Raw genomic sequence first — 21577 nt, 5'->3', positions numbered from 1 at the left:
GCCCGGGGTCAGAGCTGCTGCTGACCCCACACCAGCCGCAGGACGCCGTTGGCCAGCCAGATCGCGAAGAACACGATCCCGGCCACCGGCGTCCACGCCAGACCCAGCAGCACCGCCGCCGCACCGAACCACACGACCTCCAGGGCGATACGCCGCCACCCGGTCTGCGGGAACCGCGCGTCCTTGGCCGCGCCGAACAGCGCCCACACCACGATGAACACCGCCGGAACCGCCAGCCCCGCCACGATCCGCACCACCAGCGGCGTTGACACGGTGAAACCCCACCACGCGCCCGCGGCCAGCACCCCCAGTTCCAGCAGGAACATCAACAGCAGGTTCGCGCCCTCGAGCACGTTCATCGCCAGACCAACCTCAACACCGCAGGAGTCAACAGCATGCGAATCACGGTGGCGTCCAACACCAACGCCGCGATCATGCCGTAGGCAATGTATTTCATCAGCACCAGATCCGAGAACCCGAACGCACCGGTCACCACGATCAGGATCGCGGCCGCCGAGGTGATCACGCCACCGGTGTGGGCGATGCCGTACCGGATCGCCTCGGGCGCGTCAGCGCCGGACGCGCGAGCCTCGGCCATGCGCGATTGCAGGAACACCTCGTAGTCGGTTGACAGGCCGAACAGGACCGTCACGATCAGCACCAGCACCGCGAACATCAAAGGGCCCGGCGTGAAGTCGAACAGTCCCGCCCCGTGCCCCTCGACGAAGATCCAGGTCAGCACGCCCAGCGTCGCGCCGAGGCTGAGCGCGCTCATCACCACCGCCTTGATCGCCAGCACCAGCGACCGGAACGCCGCGTACATCAACGCGATCGCCGCCGCGACCAGGATCAGCACCAGCAACGGCAGACCCTTGATCAACCCCTGGATGCTGTCGCGTTCCAGCGCGGGCACTCCCGCCACCATCACCGCGACCCCGTCCGGCTGCGGGATCGAGCGCAGCGCCGCGATCACCGAGTCGGCGTCGCGTTTGTCGGACAGGCCGCTGGCCAGTACCGTCACCTGATCCTTGGTCGGCGCGGCGGGATCGAACGGACCGGTCATGCGTGGACCGACCAGCTGGTTGGCCTCGTAGCGGATATCAGAGAGCTGCTGCGGATTGGCGCCCACCACCACCAGTTTCAGCGGCTCGGTGCGGAAATGCGGGAACAGCCCGTCGAAGTCCTGCTGTGCCACCCGCGCCGGATTGTCCGCGGCCAGATACCGCTCGCTCAACCCACCGAACTCGATACTGCGGAACGGCAGGATCAACGCCAGCAGCATCAACACCACCGGCACGATCACCAGCCACGGCTTGCGCATCGCGAAAACCGCCAGCCGCGAGAAGAATCCGCGATCGATCTGCTCGGCGGTGCGGATACTGGCGAGCCGATGCCAGCCCCACAGATCGATACGCGGCCCCACGATCGACAACACCGCCGGCAATGCCGTCACCGACAGCACCGCGGCCAGCAGGACCGAGGAGATGCCGCCCAACGGCACCGACCGCAGCACCCCGTTCGGGTAGATGAACAACGCGCCCAGGCTCACCGCGATGATCGCCGCCGAGAACAACACCGTGCGCCCGGCCGTGGCGATCGTGCGCGCGGTCGCCTCCTCCACGCTGCGCCCCGCCGCCAGCTCCTCGCGGAACCGGGTCACCGCGAACAACCCGTAGTCGATGGCCAGACCCAGGCTCACCAGCGTCACCACCGCCGAGGCGAACACATTGACCTGCAGATGATTGGTCAGCAGCCGCATGATGCCCTGGCTGCCCAGGATCGTCATGCCGCCGATCAGCACGGGCAGCAGCGCCCCCACCACGCCGCCGAACACGAAATACAGCAGGATCGCCACCAGCGGCAGCGCGATCAGCTCCGCGCGCTCGATATCGCGCTGCATGCCGGTGTTGATGCCCTCCACCACCGGCTGCAGGCCCGCCAGCTGCACCGTCGTGCCGCCCGGGCCGGAACCGGTTGCGCCGGCATGGAATTCGTTCTTGATGGCCAGATAGTTGTCGACGGTGTCGGTGCCGCCGTCACCGCGCAACCCGATACTGGCGAAGGCGTGGGTGCGGGAGGCGTCGGCGAACTGTCCCATCAGCGCGCCGTCCCAATACGAGTCGATCTTGAGGATGCGGTCGGCGTGCTCGGTGCGCAACCGCGTCAACTCCGCCGCCACCGCCGACCGCACCGGCTCGTCGTCGACGGTCATCCCCGCCGGGGCGGTGTAGATCGCGATCAGATCGGCGTCGGTGTCGCGGCCGAAGGTGGAGTCGGCCAGCTTCGACGCCGCCACCGACTGACTGGATTCGTCGAACCAGCCCTCCTGGGTCAGATGATCGCCCAGGTCGCGCCCGTAGAACCCGGACACCAGCACGGCCAGGCCGAACACGGCGAACACCAGGAACCGGAAGCGGTGGATCAGACGCCCCCACCGCAGGGATCCGGCCTCGAGCATCAGCCGCAGGCCGCGGTCTTGTAGTCGGCCGACCGCAGAATCCCGCACAGATCCGTGCGCGAGATCTTCCAGTGCCCGTCCTTGGCCACGAAATGCACGACCGTGGTGCGCACGTTCGTGCCGGTGCCGTCCTTGTCGAGGCTCAGCGTCGCGGTCAGCGTGCCGTCATGGTTGTCGAACACCGGGTCCTTGACCCCGTACACCGCGCGCGGATTGTCGGCCAGCGCCTTGTACATGTCGGGGATCGCGTCCTTGAACGCCTCCCCGTCCTCGATCAGCGCGGTGCGATCGCTGTCGGGCAGGTTCGGGTCCAGCGCCCGCTTGATCTGCGAGTCCAGTTCCGCGGCGCTCGGGATCCCGGGGCGGTTGACGCTGCTCTGCGCGGCGGCGGCCTGCGAGGACGAACTCAACGCCGCGTACGCCGAGGACCGCGCTTCGGCGATCTTCGATTCGTCGTCGGAGCCGCCGCACGCGGCGAGCGATGCGCCCAGCACGGTCAGCAGCAGCGCGGTGGCGGCCGGTCGTCGAAGTCGCATCAACATCCTCGGGAGTTCGAACTGCGGTTGTGTGCCGTTAGTTTGGCACGGCCCGCGCCCGGAAGTGATCTCTGTGTCACAGACAGCGCCGCCCACGGGCGTCAGCGGCCCTCGATCACCGCGCCCAACCGGCCCAGCAGCGCACGCACCGTCGTCGCCTCCCGCGGCTGGGCGGCCGGGACCGGCACGGCCTGCGGGATCAGGTCGCGGACCAGGGCCACCACGCTGCGTTCGTCGTCGAGATCGATATCGGTGACCGGAGCCACCGCGATCGCCTCGACGTCCTCCGCCGCCGGAACCGCGGTGGTCACGCCCGGGCGGTAGATCTCCACGGTGAGGGTGGATCGATGGGTTCGGAAGGCGAAAGACCGCCCGTCCCCGGTGACACCGAAGCCGTGCGCGTAGCGCCCGACGGTCACGTCCTCGACGGTGAACCCCGCGCTCTGGTCGGCAACCAACAGATCTCCCTGATACAGACCGCTTTTGCACTCCACGGTAACCGCATGCCCCGACACCGCCACCGAATCCCCATGTCACATCATGCAAGTCGGCGCCGGATGCACGCGGGAGATCGGCACGCGGACCCCCGGTCACACGGTTGGAACCCGGGACATGGTCAGATTAGAGAGCACGCATGATTTCGTCGGTCAGTTCGGTCAGTAAGGAGTTCGCTGCATGCGCCGTCGCGGCTGGATCGGTTCAGCCCTCGCGGGTGTGACCGTGGTGACCCTGCTGACCGGATGTTCGGACCAGCCGGACAACGCGAACAACGCCACCCGCGACCCGGCGACCCCGGCCGCCGCGCCCACCGCCACCCCCGCCCCGGCGGGGCAGGTGAGCGCGAGCGCGCCCATCGCGCTGCTGCTCGACGAACCTGCCACCGGCATCCTGGCCGCGGTCGTGGACTCCGGCACCACCTTGAACCTGATCGACAAGGGCGTCACCCGCCCGGTCACCCTGCCCGGCAAGGCCGCCGCCCTGGTCGCGGGCAAGCCCGGCGAGGTGCTGATCGCGGTGCCCGGCAAGATCGTTCGCGTCGACGTCGCCAGCGGCGCGCTGACCACGGTCGCCGTCGACGGCGACCTGCACTCGGTGGGTCTGCGCCCCGACGGGTCGCTGGTGGCGGGGCTGGCCGACGGCCGGGTGCTGCTGCTCGACGCGGACGGCACTGTGCGCCACACCATTACGGGCCTGTCGGCCGCCGACGCGATCGACACCGGCGAGGGCAGGGTGGTCGTGGTGGACCGCCGTCAGTCCGCGATCGTGGAGCTCGATCTCGACGCCCACAAGCTCGGCCTGGCCCTGCGCGCCGGTGACGGGGTGACCAACATGATCGGCGACCACTTCGGCCGACGCCTGGTCACCGACACCGCCGGCGCCGAACTGCTGGTCTACACCGCTGATCCTTTGGTCCTGCACCAGCGTTTCCCGGTAGGCTCTTCGCCCTACGCACTCGCCTACGATCAGCGGTCGGAGACCGTGTGGGTGACGCTGACAGGCAGCAACGAAGTCGTCGGCTACGAGCTGTCGACGGGTATACCGGTAGAGGTGGGGCGTTACCCGACGGTGCGCCAGCCCAACTCGGTCACCGTCGATGCCCGCACCGGTGACCTGTTCGTGGGATCCGCGACCGGCGACGGTCTGCAGCGGATCGGCGCGGACCAGCGGAAGAGAGGGCAGTGATGGCTCGGGCCTCACGATCGGCGCACCAATCGCGCACATTACCGGAAGGCTGGGAGGAATCCAGCGACGAATGGGAGTACGTGCCCCTGCGGCTGCCACCCGGCATCACCAGGGTCACCGCCACCATGCGACTGTCCATTCACGCCGAATTCGGCGGCTGGGAACTCTCGCGGGTGCGCGCCTACACCGACGGCAGCCGCCGCGTGTTACTGCGCCGCCGCAAGACCACTCCCCTGCTATCCCCGACACCCGAGGCGGTGATGTAACCCCCTATGTATGAGCGCCTGTACGCCCTGCTGCTGAAGCTGATGTTCCTGCTCCCGCCGGAACGCATCCACCATCTGGCCTTCGCCGCGATGAGGCTGGCGACCCGGTTCACCCCGGGCCGCGCCTTCACCGGCAAGGTCCTGGTGGCCGACGATCCGATCCTGCGCACCCGCGTGTTCGGCGTGGACTTCCCCGCGCCGCTGGGTCTGGCCGCCGGCTTCGACAAGAACGCCGACGGCGTCGACGCGTGGGGCCCGCTCGGTTTCGGCTACGCCGAGATCGGCACCGTCACCGCCCAGGCCCAGCCCGGCAATCCCGCGCCGCGGCTGTTCCGCCTGCCCGCGGACCGGGCGCTCATCAACCGCATGGGGTTCAACAACTTCGGCGCCGACGCCGCGGCCGAGCATCTCGCGCACCGGCTGCCCGGCGGCGTCCCCATCGGCGCCAATATCGGCAAGACCAAGGTCGTCGAACCCGAGGACGCCGCCGACGATTACGCGATCTCGGCGAAACTGCTGGGCCCGCTGGCCGACTTCATGGTCGTCAACGTCAGCTCCCCCAACACCCCCGGTCTGCGCGACCTGCAGGCCGTGGCCTCGCTGCGCCCGATCCTGCAGGCCGTGCTCGACTCGGTGTCGGTCCCGGTCCTGGTGAAGATCGCCCCCGACCTGTCCGACGACGACATCGACGCCGTGGCCGACCTCGCCGTCGAACTCGGTCTCGCCGGCATCGTCGCCACCAACACCACCATCCGCCGCGACGGCCTGGCCACCCCCGCCGCCACCGTCGACCCCATCGGCGCCGGCGGCCTCTCGGGCCCCCCGGTCGCCGACCGCTCCCTCGAGGTCCTGCGCCGCCTCTACACCCGAGTCGGCGACAAACTGGCCCTCATCTCCGTCGGCGGCATCGAAACCCCCGACCAGGCCTGGTCCCGCATCCTCGCCGGCGCCTCCCTCCTGCAGGGCTACACCGGCTTCATCTACGGCGGCCCCCTCTGGGCCAAACACATCCACCACGGCCTCGCCGCCAAACTCCGCGAACACGGCTACACCAACCTCTCCGAAGCCGTCGGCGCCGAACACCGCGCCCGCGCCTGACCCGTTCGCGGGCAACACCTTTCGAATCGCCCGGGAGACCGCACGGCCGGTTGGTCGTGCGGTCAGCCCCACAGATGCTGGGAGCGGGCCCCCGTCGACGCCGCCCCGTGCGCGGCGGTGCCCCAACCCGACAGCATCGCCGCCGGCGGCCCGGGCTCCTCGTCGAGCAGCTCCCGGTGCAGGCGTTCGGCCAATCGCTGTGCCAGCAGAATCACGGCGCGCTCGACCCCGATCCCCAGCCGGGTCGCCAGATCGGCGGCCCACAGGTGTGCGGCCTCGTCGTAGACGACCTCCGGATCGGAGAGCACCTCGTCGAGCTCCATCCCCGCCCGGGCCTGATCGTGGGTGAGGTGCTGTGCCGGAAGCCAACTCAACCGCCACACCACCTCTCCGCGCCGGTATTCGCGCAGCGCGTATTCGGGGCTGATGTCACTGGTCATCGCCCGCGTCGTGATATCGATCGTCATCAGGACCTCCCAAGGCCATCGGCGCACGCCACGGGATCTCCGTCCGTCCACCGTCTTCGGCCCGCCGCGACCGGTCGCCGCCGCGGGCCCTGCCATCCCCTCATCGACTCTGCCCCACCCCTCGGATCCGATCGGTCGGTACCTCAAGCCGTCCGCCGTCGCAGCAGCAGAAACACCGCCTGCTCCAACGGAATCCCCAACTCGCCCGCCGCGGCGACCATCCGCCCCTGTGCGGCCTCCCCGCGCGGATACGGGTCGACGGCCACCACCTCGGCCAGCACCATCGCGGCCAGCGCCTGCGCGCGGGTCAGCAACCGATCCGGCATCCAGCTGCACCGCCACGCCAGCGTCCAGCGGTCGGCCACCCGGACCGCGCTCTCCTCGGTCAGATCGCTGGTCATCGCCCAGTCGTCGGTGGTGTAGATGGTCATGACTCTCCCCGTTCCCTGCGACGCGCGCGCAAGACGATGCGGGCATCCTCGAGATCGATGCCCAGGGCGGCGCCGAGGGCGCACGCGCGCTCCCAGGCCGCGCCGTGATGACCCGGCTCCCGCCGCAGGAGCTCGGTCAGTTCCATGGCCGCGAGCGCTTCCTCCCGCGTCAGCAGCGGCGACTGCCGCCAGCTGAGCTGCCAGGCAGGTTCCGGGTGGCGGGGCAGCCGTTCGGCGCACTCGCCGGTGATGCTGCTGGTGATCGAGCTGGCACTCGGGTAAATCATGATGGCCTCCGATGAGACGAGGAGGCGTCACCGCCGGATCGAGTGTGACGCGGAGCAGGGCCGAGGCGACCTGGACGGGCGAATTCGCCTATCGCACTTGGATGTTCGCCCGGAGTTCGGGATCGGCCGCACCACAGGCGCGGGGCGCGCGCCGCTGGATCCGCCGGATCGTGGGTAGTCCGGTCATCGGGAACCTCCCGGTATATCTGGTCGGGCGGCGCTCATTTGCCAATTCCAGGATGGCATTTGGCACTTCCGAATCGCAGTTTGACGCTGTCACAATTGGATTGCCGTTTCCGCCGACGTTCAAACGTGGACGGTCTTATGGTTGGGGCGAATGATGATGCAGCCGAACCTGGGAAGCAGTGGCGCCGACACGGCCGCGCAGGACAACGACGTGCGCGCCGTGCGTGACACCCTGCTGCAACTGCGCAAGCGCTGGGCCATGGGCGGTGACCGCGACCGCTCGGTCGACCTCGGCGCGCTACTCGGCCTGGTCATCGTCCGCCGCGTCGCTCACCTCACCGGCCGCGACCCGAAAGCGGCACTGCCCGAAGCGCTGCGGTTCATCGCGGGCACGCTCGACCCGGCCGACCGCCTCATCGTCGACGCGGAACTGAACCTGTCCATGCTCGCCGACCAGCTGCCGACATCGATCGCCGAAGAGCTCTACGGCCCTGAACTGGGGCAGCGACGAGACAGTCTCGCCCTGCATTGGATGACACTGCACGAACATCTGGGCGTGCCGGTCGCTCAGGTGCCGCGCAATAATCGCGCCTTGCGCGGTCGGCGGGAAGAGGACGCGTTCACGGCGCTGGCACGCGGGCTCACCCTCGAGTCCGTTGCCGCCGAAGGCCTTCCCGGTGCGACGATACGGCCGAGCGCCGTGGTGATCGGCGACGCCGCCTGGGACCGTATCTGCACCGTCGATGTGCTGCCGCAGGCCGGGGACTCGCTGTACGGGGAATTCTCCGAGCACGCCGGAGGCAAAGGACTGAACCGCGCGGTCGCCTTGGCCAGGCTAGGAGTGGACGCGCGTCTGTTCGCCGCCGTCGGTGACGACGACAAAGCCGGGCTGATCGTCGACTACCTGCGTGCGCGCGGTGTCGATACCAGCCTGTTGCGTGCGAGGCGCGGACCCACCCCGACCGCGGCGGTGACTGTCGCCCGCGACGGCGGGAACTACTCGGTGGCAGGCAAGGACGATCGGATCCGCTTCGACGCCAGGGATATCGCCGATATCCCGATCACGCGTGCGCTCGTCCACGCCGACGCCGTGCTGTTGACCTTCGAACAGAACGTCGAAGTGCTCGCGGCGGTCGCGGACGCGATCGCCGACCGGGAGTCGCGGCCGTGGCTGTTCGTCAGTGCCACCCCACCACCGAAACGATTCCCCGCTCTGTTGCCCGGCTACCTCCAGACGGTGGACTACCTGATCGCCTCGGTCGGCGAGCTCGCCGCGCTGCGACCCGGGGTCGAATCCGCCGACATCGCCAGGCAATTGGTGAAGCACGGGGTCGGGTCGGTCGTGGTGCTGTATGGCGACAGTTGTGCGATGTACTCGGCCGAAGATCCCGCCGCGGAGCCGGTGTGGGCCGACATCCAAACCGATCGCCCGGGAGCGCCCGGGGCCTCATCGGCGTTCGCCTCCGCGTTCATTGCCCGATTGATGACCCAGCCCCGGCCCGCCGATCCGGCCCGCCGCCGACAGGCCGGGCACGCCAACCTGGTGTGGGCCGCCGCGGCGATTCAGGCGCGCGCCAGTAAAGAGACGAGCATCCCCGACTCCATGCCCACCCGCGAGGCGATCGACGCGACCCTGGACGCGTCCTAGAGGTCGGGCGACCACGGTGGGTCGTCGGTTGGAATCCAGTGCCCGTGACGGCGTTTGGCCTGCTGATAGTCGGCTTCCCGGCGAGTCCGCGGCTGGGTGCGCAGCGGGATCACGGTGGCGTGGATCTCGGCGTCGCGCACGGCCTGCAGTTTGTGCGGATTGTTGGTCATCAACCGCACCTCGGTCAGTCCGAGTGCGACCAGCGCCTGCGCGGCGTGGGTGTAGTCCCGCTTGTCCTCGCTGTACCCCAAAGTCCGGTAGCTGTCGTAGGTGTCGAGGCGGTTGCGCTCGCTGATCTCGTAGCCGCGCGCCTTCGCCAGGAGCCCGTACCCGCGGCCTTCCTGCTCGAGGTAGACCAGGATCCCTGATCCGGCGGCCTGGATCAGGTCGAGGGAGCGTTCGAGTTGCGGCCCGCAGTCGCAGTCCTGGAACGACAGCGATTCACCGTAGAGACACTGCGAGTGGATGCGGACCAGGCAGTCGTCGTCGATGGACCCGAAGGCCAGAATGTGCCCGGTTTCGGCGTCGGTCGGCAGGTCGGTGACCCGGACGCGGAGCTCCTGGCCCTTGCGGGAGATCCAGTGGCTGGCGTGGTCGAGGCTGGCCCATATCGCTTGTCGGCTAACGTCTTTCGCCGGCCGAGAACCCATCAGTGAATGGTATGTCCCGATGCCGTCCTGATTGTCCGGATCGCTGAACAGGGCATAGCGGCGCGCGCCGGAATCGGTGGCCGATAATTCTCTCCGGATACGCTCCGTGATCGCCGGGAAAGGGTAGGCTTCGGCACCGTCTGCGTGTGCCGCCTGGCAACTCCGCAGCAACGGTCGGATCGCTGCCCCCGCGCACCGTCCTGACCGGCGGTTACCACACACCAACGGACACTGTCGGGCGGCGGATCGCGGCCCGCGGGGATACGAGGCGGTCACGTGAGCGTTGCGGACGAGTCGATTGCTGTTGCGGGTCTGGTGAATTCACAGAAACTCGCCTGCACCAGTCATCTACTCACCCGCAAGGGTGCCGAGATCCGCGTGCGGGTCCACTCGATACCGGGACGCGACGGCGGCCAGGCCCTCATCTTCGGCGATATCGGTCGTTTCCCCGCCCCGCTGGTGCGCATCCACTCCCGCTGCCTCTACGGCGACGCCCTGCACTCCGACGACTGCGACTGCGGCCCCGAACTCGACCAGGCCATGGATATGATCCAGCGCGCCGACGCCGGCGTGCTGCTCTATCTCGAACAGGAAGGCCGGGGCGCGGGCCTCGAAGTCAAAGCGGAAGGCCTGCGCCTCACCCAAACCGAGGGCCGCAACACCTTCGACGCCTATCGCGCCCTCGGCTTCGACCCCGACTACCGCGAGTTCGACACCGCCGCCCGCTTCCTCACCGACCAGCTCGGCCTGCGCTCGGTCAGCCTGCTGACCAACAACCCCGATAAGGTGCACGCCCTGCGACGAGGCGACATCACCGTCACCCGGGTGCCCCTCATCACCGAGCCCCGCAGCCATTGGGCACGGGAGTACATGGAAGCCAAGCGAATCCACCGCGGCCATCGCCTGCCCCCCTTCTCCTTCCGCCGAATCGGCCGAAAGATAGAGCAAACCTGCTTCACCCTCGGCGTAGTGGCCACCGCCGTCGCGATCTACTGGGCCCCACGCGAACTCGCGGTCCTCGCCTTCATAACCCTGGTCGCAACCGCCGCAACCTGGCACCCCGCCCGCACCTCCATCCGCCTCCGACTGCGAGCATGGCGCCGCCAACTCACCCAGCGTCCACACAACGCCCCCACCCCCGTCATCTGAGCACCGTCCCCGGCGCGGTTCGGACGCCGGTACGGTCGACCGATCAGGCAATTGACAATTCCGGCCACGCTTCTGGCCCATGTAGCCCGCGACACAGTCGTGAAAGTCTGGTTACGATGAGTGAGCCGCGCCACAGGTGACGCGTGGCCATCGCGTGACGGGTTGGTCGTGGTCTCGGACTTCGAAGGTTCGCGCTGGTGGGCGCGCGGGTGGACGGCGAAGCGAGAGGCTATCGGGAAAAGGGCTTATGACGACTGACATCGGGTATGCGCACGCATCGGGCAAGACCGTTCACACGATTCCGGAGGCGTTCCAGGAAACCTTGACGCTGCGGCCGGGGCAGGTGGCGTTGCGGACCGTGGGGGGTACGCGGCAGGTCACCTGGCGGGAGTACGGGGAGCGGGTGCGCGCGATCGCCGCCGGGCTGGCGGCGCTCGGGGTGGGGCGCGGGGACGCGGTGGGCATCATGCTCACCAACCGGCCCGAGTTCAATCTGGTCGACACCGCGGCGCTGCACCTGGGTGCGACGCCGTTCTCGATCTACAACACCAGCTCCCCGGAGCAGATCGCGCACCTGTTCACCAATGCCGAGAACCGGGTGGTCATCACCGAACCGGCGTTCCTGGACGTGGTGCGCGGCGCCGGCGTCGAGATGGAACACATTGTGCTGGTGGAGGGTTCGGCCGCGGGCACGCTGACGCTGGCCGAGGTGGAGGCCGCCCCGCATCCCGATTTCGACTTCGACGCCGCCTGGCGGGCCGTGCAGCCCGACGATGTGGCGACGCTGATCTACACCTCCGGCACCACCGGCCCGTCCAAGGGCGTGGAGCTGACCCACCGCAATGTGGTCGCCCAGATCGTGGGCCTGGTCGACGGCCCGCTGACCGTCGGCCTCGACGACCGTTCGGTGTCCTACCTGCCCGCCGCCCATGTGGCCGACCGGATCTCGGGGCACTGCGCCAACCTGTTCACCGGCGTCCAGATGACGTGCGTGCCCGACCCGCGCGAGATCGCCGCCGCCCTGCCCGACGCCCGCCCGACCGCGTTCTTCGGTGTGCCGCGCGTGTGGCAGAAGATCAAGGCCGGTATCGACGCCAAGCTGGCCACCGAGGCCAGCCCGGTGAAGAAGGCCCTCGCGAACTGGGCGCTCGGCGTCGGTGCGCAGGCCGCGCGCGCCGATCTGGCCGGCACCGGCCGCGGCGCCCTGCTCGATGTGCAGCACAAGCTGGCCGACGCGCTGGTGCTGTCGAAGCTGCGCCACGCGCTGGGCTTCGACGAGCTGCGCGTGGCCGCCTCCGGCGCGGCCGCCATCCCGCCGGAGACCCTGGAATACCTGCTGGGCCTGGGCTTCACGGTGACCGAGGTGTGGGGCATGTCCGAGACCAGCGGTGTCGGCACCTACACGCCGCTGGCCAAGCCGAAGCCGGGCACCGTCGGCATCCCGCTGCGCGGGGTCGAGGTGCGCCTGGCCGAGGACGGGGAGCTGCTGCTGCGCGGCGGCATCGTCACCCACGGCTACCGCAAGATGCCCGACAAGACCGCCGAGGCCATCGACGCCGACGGCTGGCTGCACACCGGCGACGTGGCCACCATCGACGGCGACGGCTACGTCTCCATCGTCGACCGCAAGAAGGAACTGATCATCACCGAGGCGGGTAAGAACCTGTCTCCCACCAATATCGAGAACACCGTGAAGGCGGCGTCCTCGCTGGTTGGTCAGGTGGTGGCGATCGGCGACGCCAAGCCCTTCATCTCCGCGTTGATCGTGCTGGACCCCGATATCGCGGTGGTGCGGGCCAAGGCGCTGGGCATGCCCGACGCCGACCTGAAAACCCTTGCCACGCACCCGGAGATCATCGCCGAGATCAAGGGCGCCATCGCCGAGGCCAATGCCAAGCTGAACCGGGTCGAGTCGATCAAGCGGTTCACCATCCTGGATCAGGGCTGGGAGCCCGGCGGTGACGAACTCACCCCGACCCTCAAGCTCAAGCGCAACCCGATCGCGGCCAAGTACGCCACCGAGATCGCCGCGCTGTATCTGACCCCCGCACCCGAGGGCGTCATCAACCTGAGCTGATCCCGGGGCGCTGCACCCCCGGAATCGATGTGGGCCCGGACGTGATGTCCGGGCCCACAGCCGTTCCCAGCCGGGCCTGGTGACTCTCAGCCGCGCACCGCGACCCGGGTGACCCGTGCGAGCCGATCACTCATCGCCTCGGCGACCCGGCCCATGCGGGTGTGACTGTGCTCGGCGGTGTCGTACTCCACCTGCACCGTCAACCGCCCGCCGACGGTGAAGATCGTCATCTTCGGCGGCATGCCCGCCGCCATCGCGAACACCTCGTCGCGCACGAACTCCAGCCCGTCGGGCATCGGATGCGCGGGCAGCCGGCCCATATTCGACAACGCGATCGCCGGCGGCTGCGACAGCATCGCGGCCACCTGCGGCGCCAGCGGGCGCTGCGCGGCGCGCATGAACAAGGCCGGGAACCGGCTCTCGCGCAGCACCCGCATGGTGGCGTCGACGACCGCGCCCACCGCCAGCGGATCGGCATCGCGATCGACCAGCGCCGGAGTCCCCGCGCCCGAAGCGCAATTGAGGATCGTCGACACCGGCACCGGCGGCGACAGATCCGGCCGCAGATCCGCGGCATGCCCGCACATCAAGGGAATCGGACCGTCCCCCGCGAGTTCCCCACGCACCGCCGCCAAGGCGGCCCCGGCCAGCACACTGTTGACCGAGATCCCCCGCCCCCGAGCCACTTCGACCAACTCCGCGGTCTGCCCCGGCGACAACTCGATGCGCCGCAACGCCAATCGCCCTCCCGCGTCCCCGACCCCGTCCCCGTCGTGAGGCATCGTGTGCGGCGCGTCCGCCGGCGAGGCCTCGGCGATCTCCTGCGCCAGGTGTGCCAGGAACCCGTCGACCTCCGCCTCACCGACCACTGCGGCCAGCAGCTCGTCGACCCCGCCGAGCAGTGCGTCGTCCGAATCATGCAGCGGCGGTTCGGTACCCGCCGCGTGCGCGGCATACCGCCGCCACATCTCCTCGAGCAGCGCGAATGCCGAACGCCCGTCACTGATCCCGTGATGGATGACCAGCACGATCCGGCTCTCGCGCACCCCGCGCAACAGCACCGCCCGGAACAGTCCCGCCGCCCAGTCCTGCGGACTGTTCACCAGCTCCCAGTACTCGTCCACGCCACCCTCGCGCACGGTCAGTGTCGGCATCACCGGTTCCCCGGCCACGAACCGCGCGACCCCGCCGACGGTGTCCACGCGACTGCGCAGCAGCACATGTCCGGCGGCGAGCTCGCCCAGCACCCGCCGCAGGATGTGCTCGTCGACCTTGCCGCGCACGGCGGTGCCGATGAACAGCGGCATCCCGCCGACGGGCACGCTGCCCAGCCGGGCGTCCGCGGCGAAATATCCGGATTCGAAGGGAGACAACGGTCGTGCGGTCATATCGGACTCGTCTTCCGTGCGTTGGGATCGTGCCATCACCGACCATACACACGTTTCATACGTATGTTCAAAACAAATGTTTGAAACGTGCGTTACAAACAACCGTTCACCCCGCTGTTAGGCTGACCCGCGTGGGAACCCGAGAAGACCTGCTGGCCGCCGCCAAGCACTGCCTGGCCGAACGCGGCTACGCCCGCACCACCGTGCGCGACATCGTCGCCGCGTCCGGGGCCAACCTGGCCGCCATCAACTACCACTTCGGCACCCGCGACCGGCTGCTCAACCAGGCCATGCTCGAGGCGACCGCCGCGGCGGTGTCGCACATCCTCGACTCCCTGCCCGCCGACGGCGTCGGGGACCCGGCCGCGCGCCTGAACACCTTCTGGCAGCGCCTGATCGACTCCTTCACCAGCGACCGGGTGATCTGGGCGGCCAATGTCGAATCCATGGCCCAGGCCATGCACTCCCCCAGCCTGCGCACGGAAATCGGTGCCGCGCAGGAACAAGCGCGCGCGGGTCTGTCGCAGGACCTGGGCGGCGGCGACCCCGCGGTCGGCGCGGTGCTGCAAACCCTCATCGCGGGCCTGCTGGTCCAGTACCTCATCGATCCCGAGCACGCGCCCGCCGCCGAGGACCTCGCGGCGGGACTGCGCGGCCTGGCCGAACAGTCGGCCGGGTAGCGCCCGGTCCGCCGCTAGACCACCCCGGAAACGACGTGTGGGCCCGGACGTATCGTCCGGGCCCACAACGGTTTCGAGAGCTACTTGGCCGGTTCCTCGTAGGTGGCGACGATCTGCGCACGCCCCAGCGTGTGGAAGAACAGGTTGAAGCCCAGGTAGGCAGGGGTGCCGTTGGCGTCGATGTCGAGCGCCTCCACATCCACGGCGTGCACGGTGATGAAGTACCGGTGGTAGCCGTGCCCGGCCGGCGGGGACGCGCCCACGAACCCGGCGAACGCGCCGTCATTGCGCAGCTGGACCGCACCGGCGGGCAGGCTGCCGCCCTCGCTGCCCGCGCCACTGGCCAGCGAGGTCACCGAGACCGGAATGTTGGCCACGGCCCAGTGCCAGAAGCCCGACGCGGTCGGGGCGTCCGGATCGAACACGGTGATCGCGAAACTCTTGGTCTCCGGCGGGAATCCGGACCACGACAGTTGCGGCGAGATGTCCTTGCCACCCGACCCGAACACCCCCGACACCTGGTCGTTGGCGAACGGCTGACCGTCGGTGACATCGGCGGAGGTGACGGTGAAGCCGGGCACCTGGGGCAGCGCGGCGTACGGGTCGTACGAATAGTCGGGCACGAGCAGTCCTTTCGAATCGTCAGCTGTGCAACAGGAAGTGTTCCAGCACGCGGGCGCCGAATTCGAGCGACTCCACCGGAACCCGCTCGTCGACCCCGTGGAACAGCGCCGAGAAGTCCAGTTCGGGCGGCAGCCGCAGCGGCGCGAACCCGAAGCAGCGAATCCCGAGCTTGGCGAACGCCTTCGCGTCGGTGCCGCCCGAGAGCATGTAGGGCACGGTGCGCCCGGCCGGATCGTGGGCCAGGATGGCGTCGTTCATGGCGTCGACCAGATGCCCGTCGAAGGTGGTCTCGTAGGAGTCGAGCTTGGTGATCCACTCGCGCTCCACATCCGGGCCGATGAGCGCGTCCACCTCCCGCTCGAACTCGGCCTGACGCCCCGGCACCACCCGGCAGTCGACGACGGCCTCGGCGGTCTGGGGAATCACATTGGCCTTGTAGCCCGCGCGCAGCATGGTCGGGTTGGCGGTGTCGCGCAGCGTCGCGCCGATGATGCGCGAGATGGTGCCCAGCTTGGCCAGCTGATCCTCGATACCCGGTGCGGCGGGATCGAATTCGAGCCCCGACTCCTCCGACACCGCGGCCAGGAACTCCGCCACCGAATCCGACACCACTAGCGGGAAGGTGTGGGTGCCCAGCCGAGCCACCGCCTGCGCCAGGATCGTCACCGCGTTGTCGTCGTGCAGGAACGAGCCGTGCCCGGCGCGCGCCTTGGCGCGCAACCGCATCCAGCCCAGACCCTTCTCCGCGGTCTCGACCAGGTACAGTCGCCGCTCACCGCCGTCGGGCCGCGGCACGGTCAGCGAGAACCCGCCGACCTCCCCGACCGCCTCGGTGACGCCCTCGAACAGGTCGGGGCGGTTCTCGACCAGCCACTGGCAGCCCCAGCGGCCGCCGTTCTCCTCGTCGGCCACGAACGCCCACACGATGTCGCGCGGCGGCACCGTGCCCTCGATCTTGAACTGGCGGGCCACGGCCAGCATCATGCCGACCATGTCCTTCATGTCGATGGCCCCGCGACCCCACACGTAGCCGTCGCGGACCGCGCCGGAGAACGGGTGCACACTCCAGTCGGCGGCCTCGGCGGGCACCACGTCCAGATGCCCGTGCATCATCAGCGCCCCGCGCGAGGAGTCCGCGCCCTTCAGGCGCGCGAACACATTGCCGCGGCCCGGCGCGCCGGATTCGACGTACTCGGTCTCGTACCCGGCGGCCTCGAGTTGCTCGGCCACCCACTGCGCGCATTCGCGCTCGCCCTTGGTGGTCTCCAGTTCGCCGGTGTTGGAGGTATCGAACTGGATCAGCTTGCTGACCAGGTTCACCACTTCCGACACGGCACGGGGGGTGTGGGTTTCGGCGGTTTCGGGCACGTCACTTTCCTACCACCTCCGCGCGCCCGGGTGTCGGCCCGCCGCCCACAGCACCACGGCGCGCCGCAGGTCGGGCCGCCGCCGGCGGTTGAAATCAGTGATCACGCAAGGATTCCCGGGTCAGCGCAGCACCCGGATCGTGGTGGTGAGGGTGGCAAGCAGCGAATCCAGGCGCTGATCGGCGATTCGACGTTCGAGAACGTCGAGGTCCAGGCGGCTCGCGGTGGCCCACAGCTCCCCGATGCGCGACTGCACATCGACATCGGTGGCGGCCAGCACCCACAGCAGTGGCGGCCACAGTCGCGCGGCCTGGGCCAGCGCGGGCAGCGTGAGCAGGGTGGCCGCGTCGAGGCGGGCCAGCCGCAGTCCGGCGCGGCGGCGCACGTCGTCGGGCGTGCGAGCCAGCGATTCCAGCACCCCGCGCCACACCCCGACATCGCTGCTGCCGTCGACCGCGTCGACCAGGGCGTCGGCGATCTCGGGCAGCACCGGGTTCAATGCCAGCCGGGTCAGCGCGTGCGGACTGAGCCGGCCCACGAACCGCAGCATGTCGTCGGTGGCGTCGGCGGCGATGAACGTCGACAGCAGATCGGCCACCGCCGAGGGCGGCGCCACCTCGAACAGGATGTCGCCGACCGCGGCGATCACATCGGGAGTGCAGCGCGCGAACACCGACAGCGCCGCCAGCCGTAACTCCTTGGAACCGTTGATGACCGCGCCCAGCAGCCGCGGCACCCGCCGTGCCTCGCCCGCCAGCAGTTGCCGCATCACGGCGCTGATCGACTCCGAGGAATAGGCGAAGGCCGCCGACTGGATCAGTCCCTCGTCGTCGGGAACGCCCTGTTCGACGGCACGAATCAACTCCGGTGTGGCATAGGCCAGGAACGGTCCCGCGGTGATGTAGTCGCGGCGCGCGAGCAACTCGTTCACGATCGCCACCACCGGTTCGGGCGGAGCGTCGTCGGCGAGCTGGCCGACCGTGCGTGGGTCCAGATACGGCGCGCAGTCCGCGGCGTAGCCGACATCCATGCGCAACAGGGCCTCGATGGCCTTGGCCGGATACTGCACCCCGATCGCGCCGGCCGCGCGACCGGTCATGGTGGGCGGCACCAGTTTCTGCACGATCGGCAGCGAGATGGCCAGCGGAATGATCGGGACCAGCTTGGCGATGCGGTCGAAGACGGACGCGTGCCGGTCGAAGAGGTCGGCCGCCATGCGCTGCTGCAGCTCGTGCAGCCGGTGCGGGCCGAGGTGTTCGAGGTGGGCGAGCCGCTGCACCGGCACGTGCAGGGTCCGGGCCAGCAGGACGAGCTGGGCTCGCGTCACCAGGTCGGTCATAATCGCGTCCGCTCCGTGTCCGCCCGGCAACCCGCGAATTCGACTGTGGCGGACATGTTTTCCCCGTTTCCTCGAGTGGCGTGGACCCGGCTTCCCGATGTCGAGCGCCCATCATAGAGGTGACTACCCGGCAAAAAGTGCAAAAAGTGCAGACTCCCTGTACGACGATAGGATTCGGGCCATGAGTCAACCCGCGGGGTGGTACCCCGAGCGTCCCGGATCCCCAGTTCTGCGCTGGTGGGACGGCAGCCAATGGACCAATCACACGCAGCCCCAACAGCAACCCGCACCCCCGGCCCAGCAACCCAGCCGGCCGCAGCAGCCGCAACAGCAGCAATACGCTCCCCAGCATCACCAGCAGGGCACCGGCCAGCAGCAATACGCGCAACAAGGCACGGGCCCGCAGCATTTCGCGCAGCAGAGCGCGCCCCAGCAGCAATACTCGCAGCAGAGTGCACCTCACCAGCAGTTCCCTCAGCAAGGCGCGCCCCAACAGCCCCACGCCCAGCAGGGTTACGCCCCGCAGCAGCCCCAGCAGTTCGCCCCGCGCGGTGAGGCCAGCCCCTGGGAGATCGAGGTCGGCAGCGCGAACAACCCCGGCGACATCCAGCGCCAGGTGCAGCAGCAGGCCGGGGTCGCGCCGGCCCAGAACGGCGGCGGGACCGTGTTCACCGAGCCCGTGCTCGTGGTGAACCAGAAGGTCAAGTTGATCGAAATGGTCAACGAGTACAGCGTGTTCGACCAGCACGGCCGTCAGATCGGCGCGGTCGCCGAGGTCGGGCAGTCGGCGCTGAAGAAGGCCGTGCGCTTCCTGTCCAGCTACGACCAGTTCATGACCCACAAACTGGAGATCCGCGACGCCCACGGCCAGTGCCTGATGCGGATCACCCGGCCCGCCAAGGTGTTCAAGTCGAAGTTCCTGCTCGAGCACGGCAATGGCGCGCCGATCGGTGAGATCATCCAGGAGAACATGATCGGCAAGATCAACTTCGCCTTCATGGTCAACGGTCAGCAGATCGGCGGCATCCGTGCCGAGAACTGGCGGGCCTGGAACTTCGCCATCCACGACCACACCGGTCAGGAGGTCGCCCGCATCACCAAGACGTGGGAGGGCCTGCTCAAGACCATGTTCACCTCCGCCGACAACTACGTCGTGCAGATCCACCGCCAGCTGCCCCAGCCGCTGCTGTCGATGGTGGTCGCGTCCGGACTGGCCATCGACACCGCCCTCAAGCAGGACCAGCGCGGCTGGAACTGACCGCGTAAGCCGCACGCAAGCCGACGCAAGACTCCGGCAATCGGCCACCACCACAGTGATTCCCATGAACGAGACACGAGAAGTGGTGGTGGCCGGGGCCGGACCGGTCGGACTCATGCTGGCGTGCGAACTGCGGCTGGCGGGCGTGGACGTCCTGGTCGTCGAACGACTGGCCGCACCCGATCGACCGCACCCCGGGCGCGGCATCCGGTCTCCGGCGTCGGCACCCGGTGAGTGGGACAGGCGTTTTCGGTCCGCGCGCGGTGCTGGGACCGTTCGCGATGGACGAGACGGAAGGACGGTGCGGTCGTGGTCGACGCGGGAATGTCGTGGGATGTCGAGACCGATGTGGTGGTCGTGGGCTTCGGCGGGGCCGGGTGCGCGGCCGCCATCAGCGCCCACGACGCCGGGGCCCGAGTACTGGTGCTGGACAAGGAGTCCGGCGCCCGCGCCGGCGGCAGCACCCGGGTCTCGGGCGCGGTGTGGTTCGACAACCAGGACCCCGAGCGGGCCGCCGTCTACCTGCGCAGTCTCAGCGCCGGACGGCCCATCCCCGAACCGGTGATCGAGGTGTGGGCGCACGAGACCGCCCGCAACAGCGCCTGGATGGAAGGCCTCGGCATCCCGATCGGTCTGGCGGTCGCGCCGCCCGCGGAGTTCCCCGACCTCGAGGGCAGCGACGTCATGCGCGGCTGGATCGGCGTCGAGGGCCGCATGGGCGACGGACTGCTGTGGGCGGCCCTGTCCGATGCGGTCCGCGCCCGCGGCATCGAGGTTCGTCTGGGCACCCCGGCCCGCGAACTCGTCACCGACGACCGCACGGTCCTCGGCGTACTCGCCGAAACCGCCGACGGAACCACCCTGCGAATCCGGGCCGCGCGCGGAGTCGTCCTGGCCACCGGCGGTTTCGAGGCCAACCCCGACCTGGTCCGCGACCACCTGCGCCTGACCGACCCCGTCGTGTGGGGCACCCCCGCCGCCACCGGTGACGGCCTGCGCATGGCCGTCAAGGCCGGAGCCGACCTGTGGCACATGTCCAACATGATGACCCTGCCCGGCCTGCGCGCCCCCGGCTACGAAGCCGGCTTCTACACCGCCTTCCCCGCCACCAACGCCTTCGTCTACCTCGGATTCGACGGCCGCCGCCTGTGCAACGAGCGCGTCGCCCTGGGTCACGGCCACGCCCGCATCAACGGCAGCTACCAGCTGTTCCCGACCATCCCGATGCACATCGTCTTCGACGAGTCCGCCCGCCGCGCGGGCCCGATCGTTCCCGGGCGCGAACGCCTCGCCGTCGGCTGGGCCAGCCTCATCGAAGGCTACGAGTGGAGCTCCGACAACAGCGCCGAGATCGGCAAGGGCTGGATCCACCGCGCCGACACCGTCCAGGAACTGGCCGAGCTGATCCACGTCGACCCGAAGGTCCTGCGCGCCACCCTGGACCGCTACAACGCGGCCTGCGCCGCCGGATCCGACGACCAGTTCGGCCGCCCCGCAAAGACTCTGGCCCCGATCTCGGAGCCGCCCTATTACGCCTTCACCAGCGCCCCCATCCTGGCCTGGAGCAATGGCGGCCCCCGCCGCAACGAGCACGCCGAAGTGCTCGACCCCTTCGGCGCGACCATCCCCGGCCTTTACGCGGCGGGCAATGTCAGCTCCACCTACTCCTGGTGCAAGGACGGTGGCTTCCACATCGCCGACGCCCTCGCCTTCGGCCGTGTCGCCGGATCCCGGGCCGCCGCCCGCACCACCGACAGGCGGTAACCCACGCCGCGATCGCCTCGCCCGCACGGAATTCGGCAAACAGGCCGAATTCTGCACTCGGTGCAAATGTGCGTGCGATGCCGTCGCCGCCTGCGAGCTGGACACATACCTTCCGGTCAGTGTCTGAGGAATTAGTGCGTACTTGTCGCCCGGCCAGGAGCCCGGCAACCTCGATACAGCGCGCGCCGAAAGTCCTCGACCCTGCCAGAAGGAGTTGTCCC

General features: G+C 69.2%; 21 protein-coding genes and 1 pseudogene. 10 read left to right on the top strand and 12 right to left on the bottom strand.

The window, feature by feature from the left end; genetic code table 11:
- Nucleotides 1-8: 8 nt before the first annotated feature.
- From ACQP06_RS18625 to ACQP06_RS18610, 4 genes are all read right to left on the bottom strand, one after another.
- The gene (locus tag ACQP06_RS18625; RefSeq protein WP_433665812.1) at nucleotides 9-359 is read right to left on the bottom strand and encodes a YrdB family protein; all 351 of its coding nucleotides are present in this window, start codon (nucleotides 357-359) and stop codon (nucleotides 9-11) included.
- Complete coding sequence (locus ACQP06_RS18620; RefSeq protein ID WP_433665811.1) at nucleotides 356-2506, bottom strand: MMPL family transporter; 2151 nt, start codon at nucleotides 2504-2506, stop codon at nucleotides 356-358. The genes ACQP06_RS18625 and ACQP06_RS18620 overlap by 4 nt, the downstream gene beginning before the upstream one ends.
- On the bottom strand, nucleotides 2458-2994 hold the full coding sequence (locus tag ACQP06_RS18615) for a hypothetical protein (protein ID WP_433665810.1): 537 nt from the start codon (nucleotides 2992-2994) through the stop codon (nucleotides 2458-2460). Before ACQP06_RS18615 ends, ACQP06_RS18620 begins: the two co-directional genes overlap by 49 nt.
- A gap of 101 nt (nucleotides 2995-3095) precedes the next feature.
- A complete protein-coding gene (locus ACQP06_RS18610) occupies nucleotides 3096-3452 on the bottom strand; it encodes a hypothetical protein (protein WP_433665809.1) in 357 nt (118 codons plus the stop codon).
- A 217-nt stretch (nucleotides 3453-3669) separates the two neighbouring features.
- On the opposite strand from ACQP06_RS18610, the gene ACQP06_RS18605 reads away from it, so the two are divergent.
- Genes ACQP06_RS18605 through ACQP06_RS18595 form a run of 3 tightly spaced genes read left to right on the top strand, consistent with a single transcriptional unit; the run spans nucleotide 3670 to nucleotide 6041 of the window.
- The gene (locus tag ACQP06_RS18605) at nucleotides 3670-4677 is read left to right on the top strand and encodes a YncE family protein (RefSeq protein WP_433665808.1); all 1008 of its coding nucleotides are present in this window, start codon (nucleotides 3670-3672) and stop codon (nucleotides 4675-4677) included.
- Nucleotides 4677-4943: a DUF5703 family protein gene (locus tag ACQP06_RS18600; RefSeq protein WP_213555396.1), complete on the top strand. Its 267-nt coding sequence runs from the start codon at nucleotides 4677-4679 to the stop codon at nucleotides 4941-4943. Before ACQP06_RS18605 ends, ACQP06_RS18600 begins: the two co-directional genes overlap by 1 nt.
- Before the next feature lie 18 nt (nucleotides 4944-4961).
- A complete protein-coding gene (locus ACQP06_RS18595) occupies nucleotides 4962-6041 on the top strand; it encodes a quinone-dependent dihydroorotate dehydrogenase (protein WP_433673358.1) in 1080 nt (359 codons plus the stop codon).
- A 62-nt stretch (nucleotides 6042-6103) separates the two neighbouring features.
- Here the strand turns inward: ACQP06_RS18595 and ACQP06_RS18590 are convergent, their stop codons facing one another.
- The 3 genes from ACQP06_RS18590 to ACQP06_RS18580 all read right to left on the bottom strand — a co-directional run bounded on the left by ACQP06_RS18590 (nucleotide 6104) and on the right by ACQP06_RS18580 (nucleotide 7226).
- Nucleotides 6104-6508 (bottom strand): hypothetical protein, encoded by a 405-nt coding sequence (locus ACQP06_RS18590; RefSeq protein WP_433665807.1) that lies wholly within the window; start codon nucleotides 6506-6508, stop codon nucleotides 6104-6106.
- Nucleotides 6509-6651: 143 nt separating this feature from the next.
- Nucleotides 6652-6939 carry a hypothetical protein gene (locus tag ACQP06_RS18585; RefSeq protein ID WP_433665806.1) on the bottom strand — a complete coding sequence of 96 codons (288 nt, stop codon included), beginning with the start codon at nucleotides 6937-6939 and terminating at the stop codon, nucleotides 6652-6654.
- Entirely contained in the window at nucleotides 6936-7226 is a 291-nt protein-coding gene (locus ACQP06_RS18580) for a hypothetical protein (protein WP_433665805.1), read from the bottom strand. Before ACQP06_RS18580 ends, ACQP06_RS18585 begins: the two co-directional genes overlap by 4 nt.
- A gap of 337 nt (nucleotides 7227-7563) precedes the next feature.
- Here ACQP06_RS18580 and ACQP06_RS18575 point away from each other — a divergent pair, with 337 nt between their 5' ends.
- The gene (locus ACQP06_RS18575; protein ID WP_433665804.1) at nucleotides 7564-9060 is read left to right on the top strand and encodes a carbohydrate kinase family protein; all 1497 of its coding nucleotides are present in this window, start codon (nucleotides 7564-7566) and stop codon (nucleotides 9058-9060) included.
- On the opposite strand, the gene ribA is transcribed toward ACQP06_RS18575, so the two are convergent.
- The gene (gene ribA / locus ACQP06_RS18570) at nucleotides 9057-9710 is read right to left on the bottom strand and encodes a GTP cyclohydrolase II RibA (RefSeq protein ID WP_433665803.1); all 654 of its coding nucleotides are present in this window, start codon (nucleotides 9708-9710) and stop codon (nucleotides 9057-9059) included. The genes ACQP06_RS18575 and ribA overlap by 4 nt on opposite strands.
- Nucleotides 9711-9986: 276 nt before the next feature.
- Here ribA and ACQP06_RS18565 point away from each other — a divergent pair, with 276 nt between their 5' ends.
- Nucleotides 9987-10859 (top strand): GTP cyclohydrolase II, encoded by an 873-nt coding sequence (locus ACQP06_RS18565; RefSeq protein ID WP_433665802.1) that lies wholly within the window; start codon nucleotides 9987-9989, stop codon nucleotides 10857-10859.
- A 247-nt stretch (nucleotides 10860-11106) separates the two neighbouring features.
- On the top strand, nucleotides 11107-12936 hold the full coding sequence (locus ACQP06_RS18560; RefSeq protein WP_433665801.1) for an AMP-dependent synthetase/ligase: 1830 nt from the start codon (nucleotides 11107-11109) through the stop codon (nucleotides 12934-12936).
- 86 nt (nucleotides 12937-13022) lie between these two features.
- Here the strand turns inward: ACQP06_RS18560 and ACQP06_RS18555 are convergent, their stop codons facing one another.
- Nucleotides 13023-14324, bottom strand: coding sequence for a phthiocerol/phthiodiolone dimycocerosyl transferase family protein (locus tag ACQP06_RS18555; protein WP_433665800.1), 1302 nt, complete (start codon nucleotides 14322-14324; stop codon nucleotides 13023-13025).
- A 131-nt stretch (nucleotides 14325-14455) separates the two neighbouring features.
- Between ACQP06_RS18555 and ACQP06_RS18550 the strand changes: the two genes are divergently transcribed.
- The gene (locus tag ACQP06_RS18550) at nucleotides 14456-15004 is read left to right on the top strand and encodes a TetR/AcrR family transcriptional regulator (protein ID WP_433665799.1); all 549 of its coding nucleotides are present in this window, start codon (nucleotides 14456-14458) and stop codon (nucleotides 15002-15004) included.
- Nucleotides 15005-15084: 80 nt separating this feature from the next.
- Here the strand turns inward: ACQP06_RS18550 and ACQP06_RS18545 are convergent, their stop codons facing one another.
- The 3 genes from ACQP06_RS18545 to ACQP06_RS18535 all read right to left on the bottom strand — a co-directional run bounded on the left by ACQP06_RS18545 (nucleotide 15085) and on the right by ACQP06_RS18535 (nucleotide 18334).
- The gene (locus ACQP06_RS18545; RefSeq protein ID WP_379273245.1) at nucleotides 15085-15627 is read right to left on the bottom strand and encodes a YbhB/YbcL family Raf kinase inhibitor-like protein; all 543 of its coding nucleotides are present in this window, start codon (nucleotides 15625-15627) and stop codon (nucleotides 15085-15087) included.
- Between the two features lie 19 nt (nucleotides 15628-15646).
- On the bottom strand, nucleotides 15647-16996 hold the full coding sequence (locus ACQP06_RS18540) for a M20/M25/M40 family metallo-hydrolase (RefSeq protein WP_433665798.1): 1350 nt from the start codon (nucleotides 16994-16996) through the stop codon (nucleotides 15647-15649).
- Nucleotides 16997-17116: 120 nt separating this feature from the next.
- Complete coding sequence (locus ACQP06_RS18535; RefSeq protein WP_433665797.1) at nucleotides 17117-18334, bottom strand: hypothetical protein; 1218 nt, start codon at nucleotides 18332-18334, stop codon at nucleotides 17117-17119.
- A 181-nt stretch (nucleotides 18335-18515) separates the two neighbouring features.
- Between ACQP06_RS18535 and ACQP06_RS18530 the strand changes: the two genes are divergently transcribed.
- From ACQP06_RS18530 to ACQP06_RS18520, 3 genes and pseudogenes are all read left to right on the top strand, one after another.
- Nucleotides 18516-19592, top strand: coding sequence for a phospholipid scramblase-related protein (locus ACQP06_RS18530; protein WP_433665796.1), 1077 nt, complete (start codon nucleotides 18516-18518; stop codon nucleotides 19590-19592).
- 64 nt (nucleotides 19593-19656) lie between these two features.
- Nucleotides 19657-19779 (top strand): annotated as a pseudogene (locus ACQP06_RS18525) (FAD-dependent monooxygenase); the annotation flags it as partial.
- Nucleotides 19780-19901: 122 nt separating this feature from the next.
- On the top strand, nucleotides 19902-21356 hold the full coding sequence (locus tag ACQP06_RS18520) for an FAD-dependent oxidoreductase (protein WP_433665795.1): 1455 nt from the start codon (nucleotides 19902-19904) through the stop codon (nucleotides 21354-21356).
- Nucleotides 21357-21577 lie beyond the last annotated feature (221 nt).

Source organism: Nocardia sp. CA-136227 (genome assembly GCF_050955695.1).
Taxonomy (GTDB): domain Bacteria; phylum Actinomycetota; class Actinomycetes; order Mycobacteriales; family Mycobacteriaceae; genus Nocardia.
Note: the sequence above shows the minus strand (reverse complement) of the source record. Positions and strands in the feature narration are given on the sequence as shown.

Excerpts from the sequence above, each read along its gene's own strand:
- ACQP06_RS18625 (WP_433665812.1), bottom strand. The coding sequence starts at position 359 with ATGAACGTGCTCGAGGGCGCGAACCTGCTGTTGATGTTCCTGCTGGAA.
- ACQP06_RS18615 (WP_433665810.1), bottom strand. The coding sequence starts at position 2,994 with ATGCGACTTCGACGACCGGCCGCCACCGCGCTGCTGCTGACCGTGCTG.
- ACQP06_RS18605 (WP_433665808.1), top strand. The coding sequence starts at position 3,670 with ATGCGCCGTCGCGGCTGGATCGGTTCAGCCCTCGCGGGTGTGACCGTG.
- ACQP06_RS18600 (WP_213555396.1), top strand. The coding sequence starts at position 4,677 with ATGGCTCGGGCCTCACGATCGGCGCACCAATCGCGCACATTACCGGAA.
- ACQP06_RS18590 (WP_433665807.1), bottom strand. The coding sequence starts at position 6,508 with ATGACGATCGATATCACGACGCGGGCGATGACCAGTGACATCAGCCCC.
- ACQP06_RS18585 (WP_433665806.1), bottom strand. The coding sequence starts at position 6,939 with ATGACCATCTACACCACCGACGACTGGGCGATGACCAGCGATCTGACC.
- ACQP06_RS18580 (WP_433665805.1), bottom strand. The coding sequence starts at position 7,226 with ATGATTTACCCGAGTGCCAGCTCGATCACCAGCAGCATCACCGGCGAG.
- ACQP06_RS18575 (WP_433665804.1), top strand. The coding sequence starts at position 7,564 with ATGATGATGCAGCCGAACCTGGGAAGCAGTGGCGCCGACACGGCCGCG.
- ribA (WP_433665803.1), bottom strand. The coding sequence starts at position 9,710 with ATGGGTTCTCGGCCGGCGAAAGACGTTAGCCGACAAGCGATATGGGCC.
- ACQP06_RS18560 (WP_433665801.1), top strand. The coding sequence starts at position 11,107 with ATGACGACTGACATCGGGTATGCGCACGCATCGGGCAAGACCGTTCAC.
- ACQP06_RS18555 (WP_433665800.1), bottom strand. The coding sequence starts at position 14,324 with ATGACCGCACGACCGTTGTCTCCCTTCGAATCCGGATATTTCGCCGCG.
- ACQP06_RS18535 (WP_433665797.1), bottom strand. The coding sequence starts at position 18,334 with ATGACCGACCTGGTGACGCGAGCCCAGCTCGTCCTGCTGGCCCGGACC.
- ACQP06_RS18530 (WP_433665796.1), top strand. The coding sequence starts at position 18,516 with ATGAGTCAACCCGCGGGGTGGTACCCCGAGCGTCCCGGATCCCCAGTT.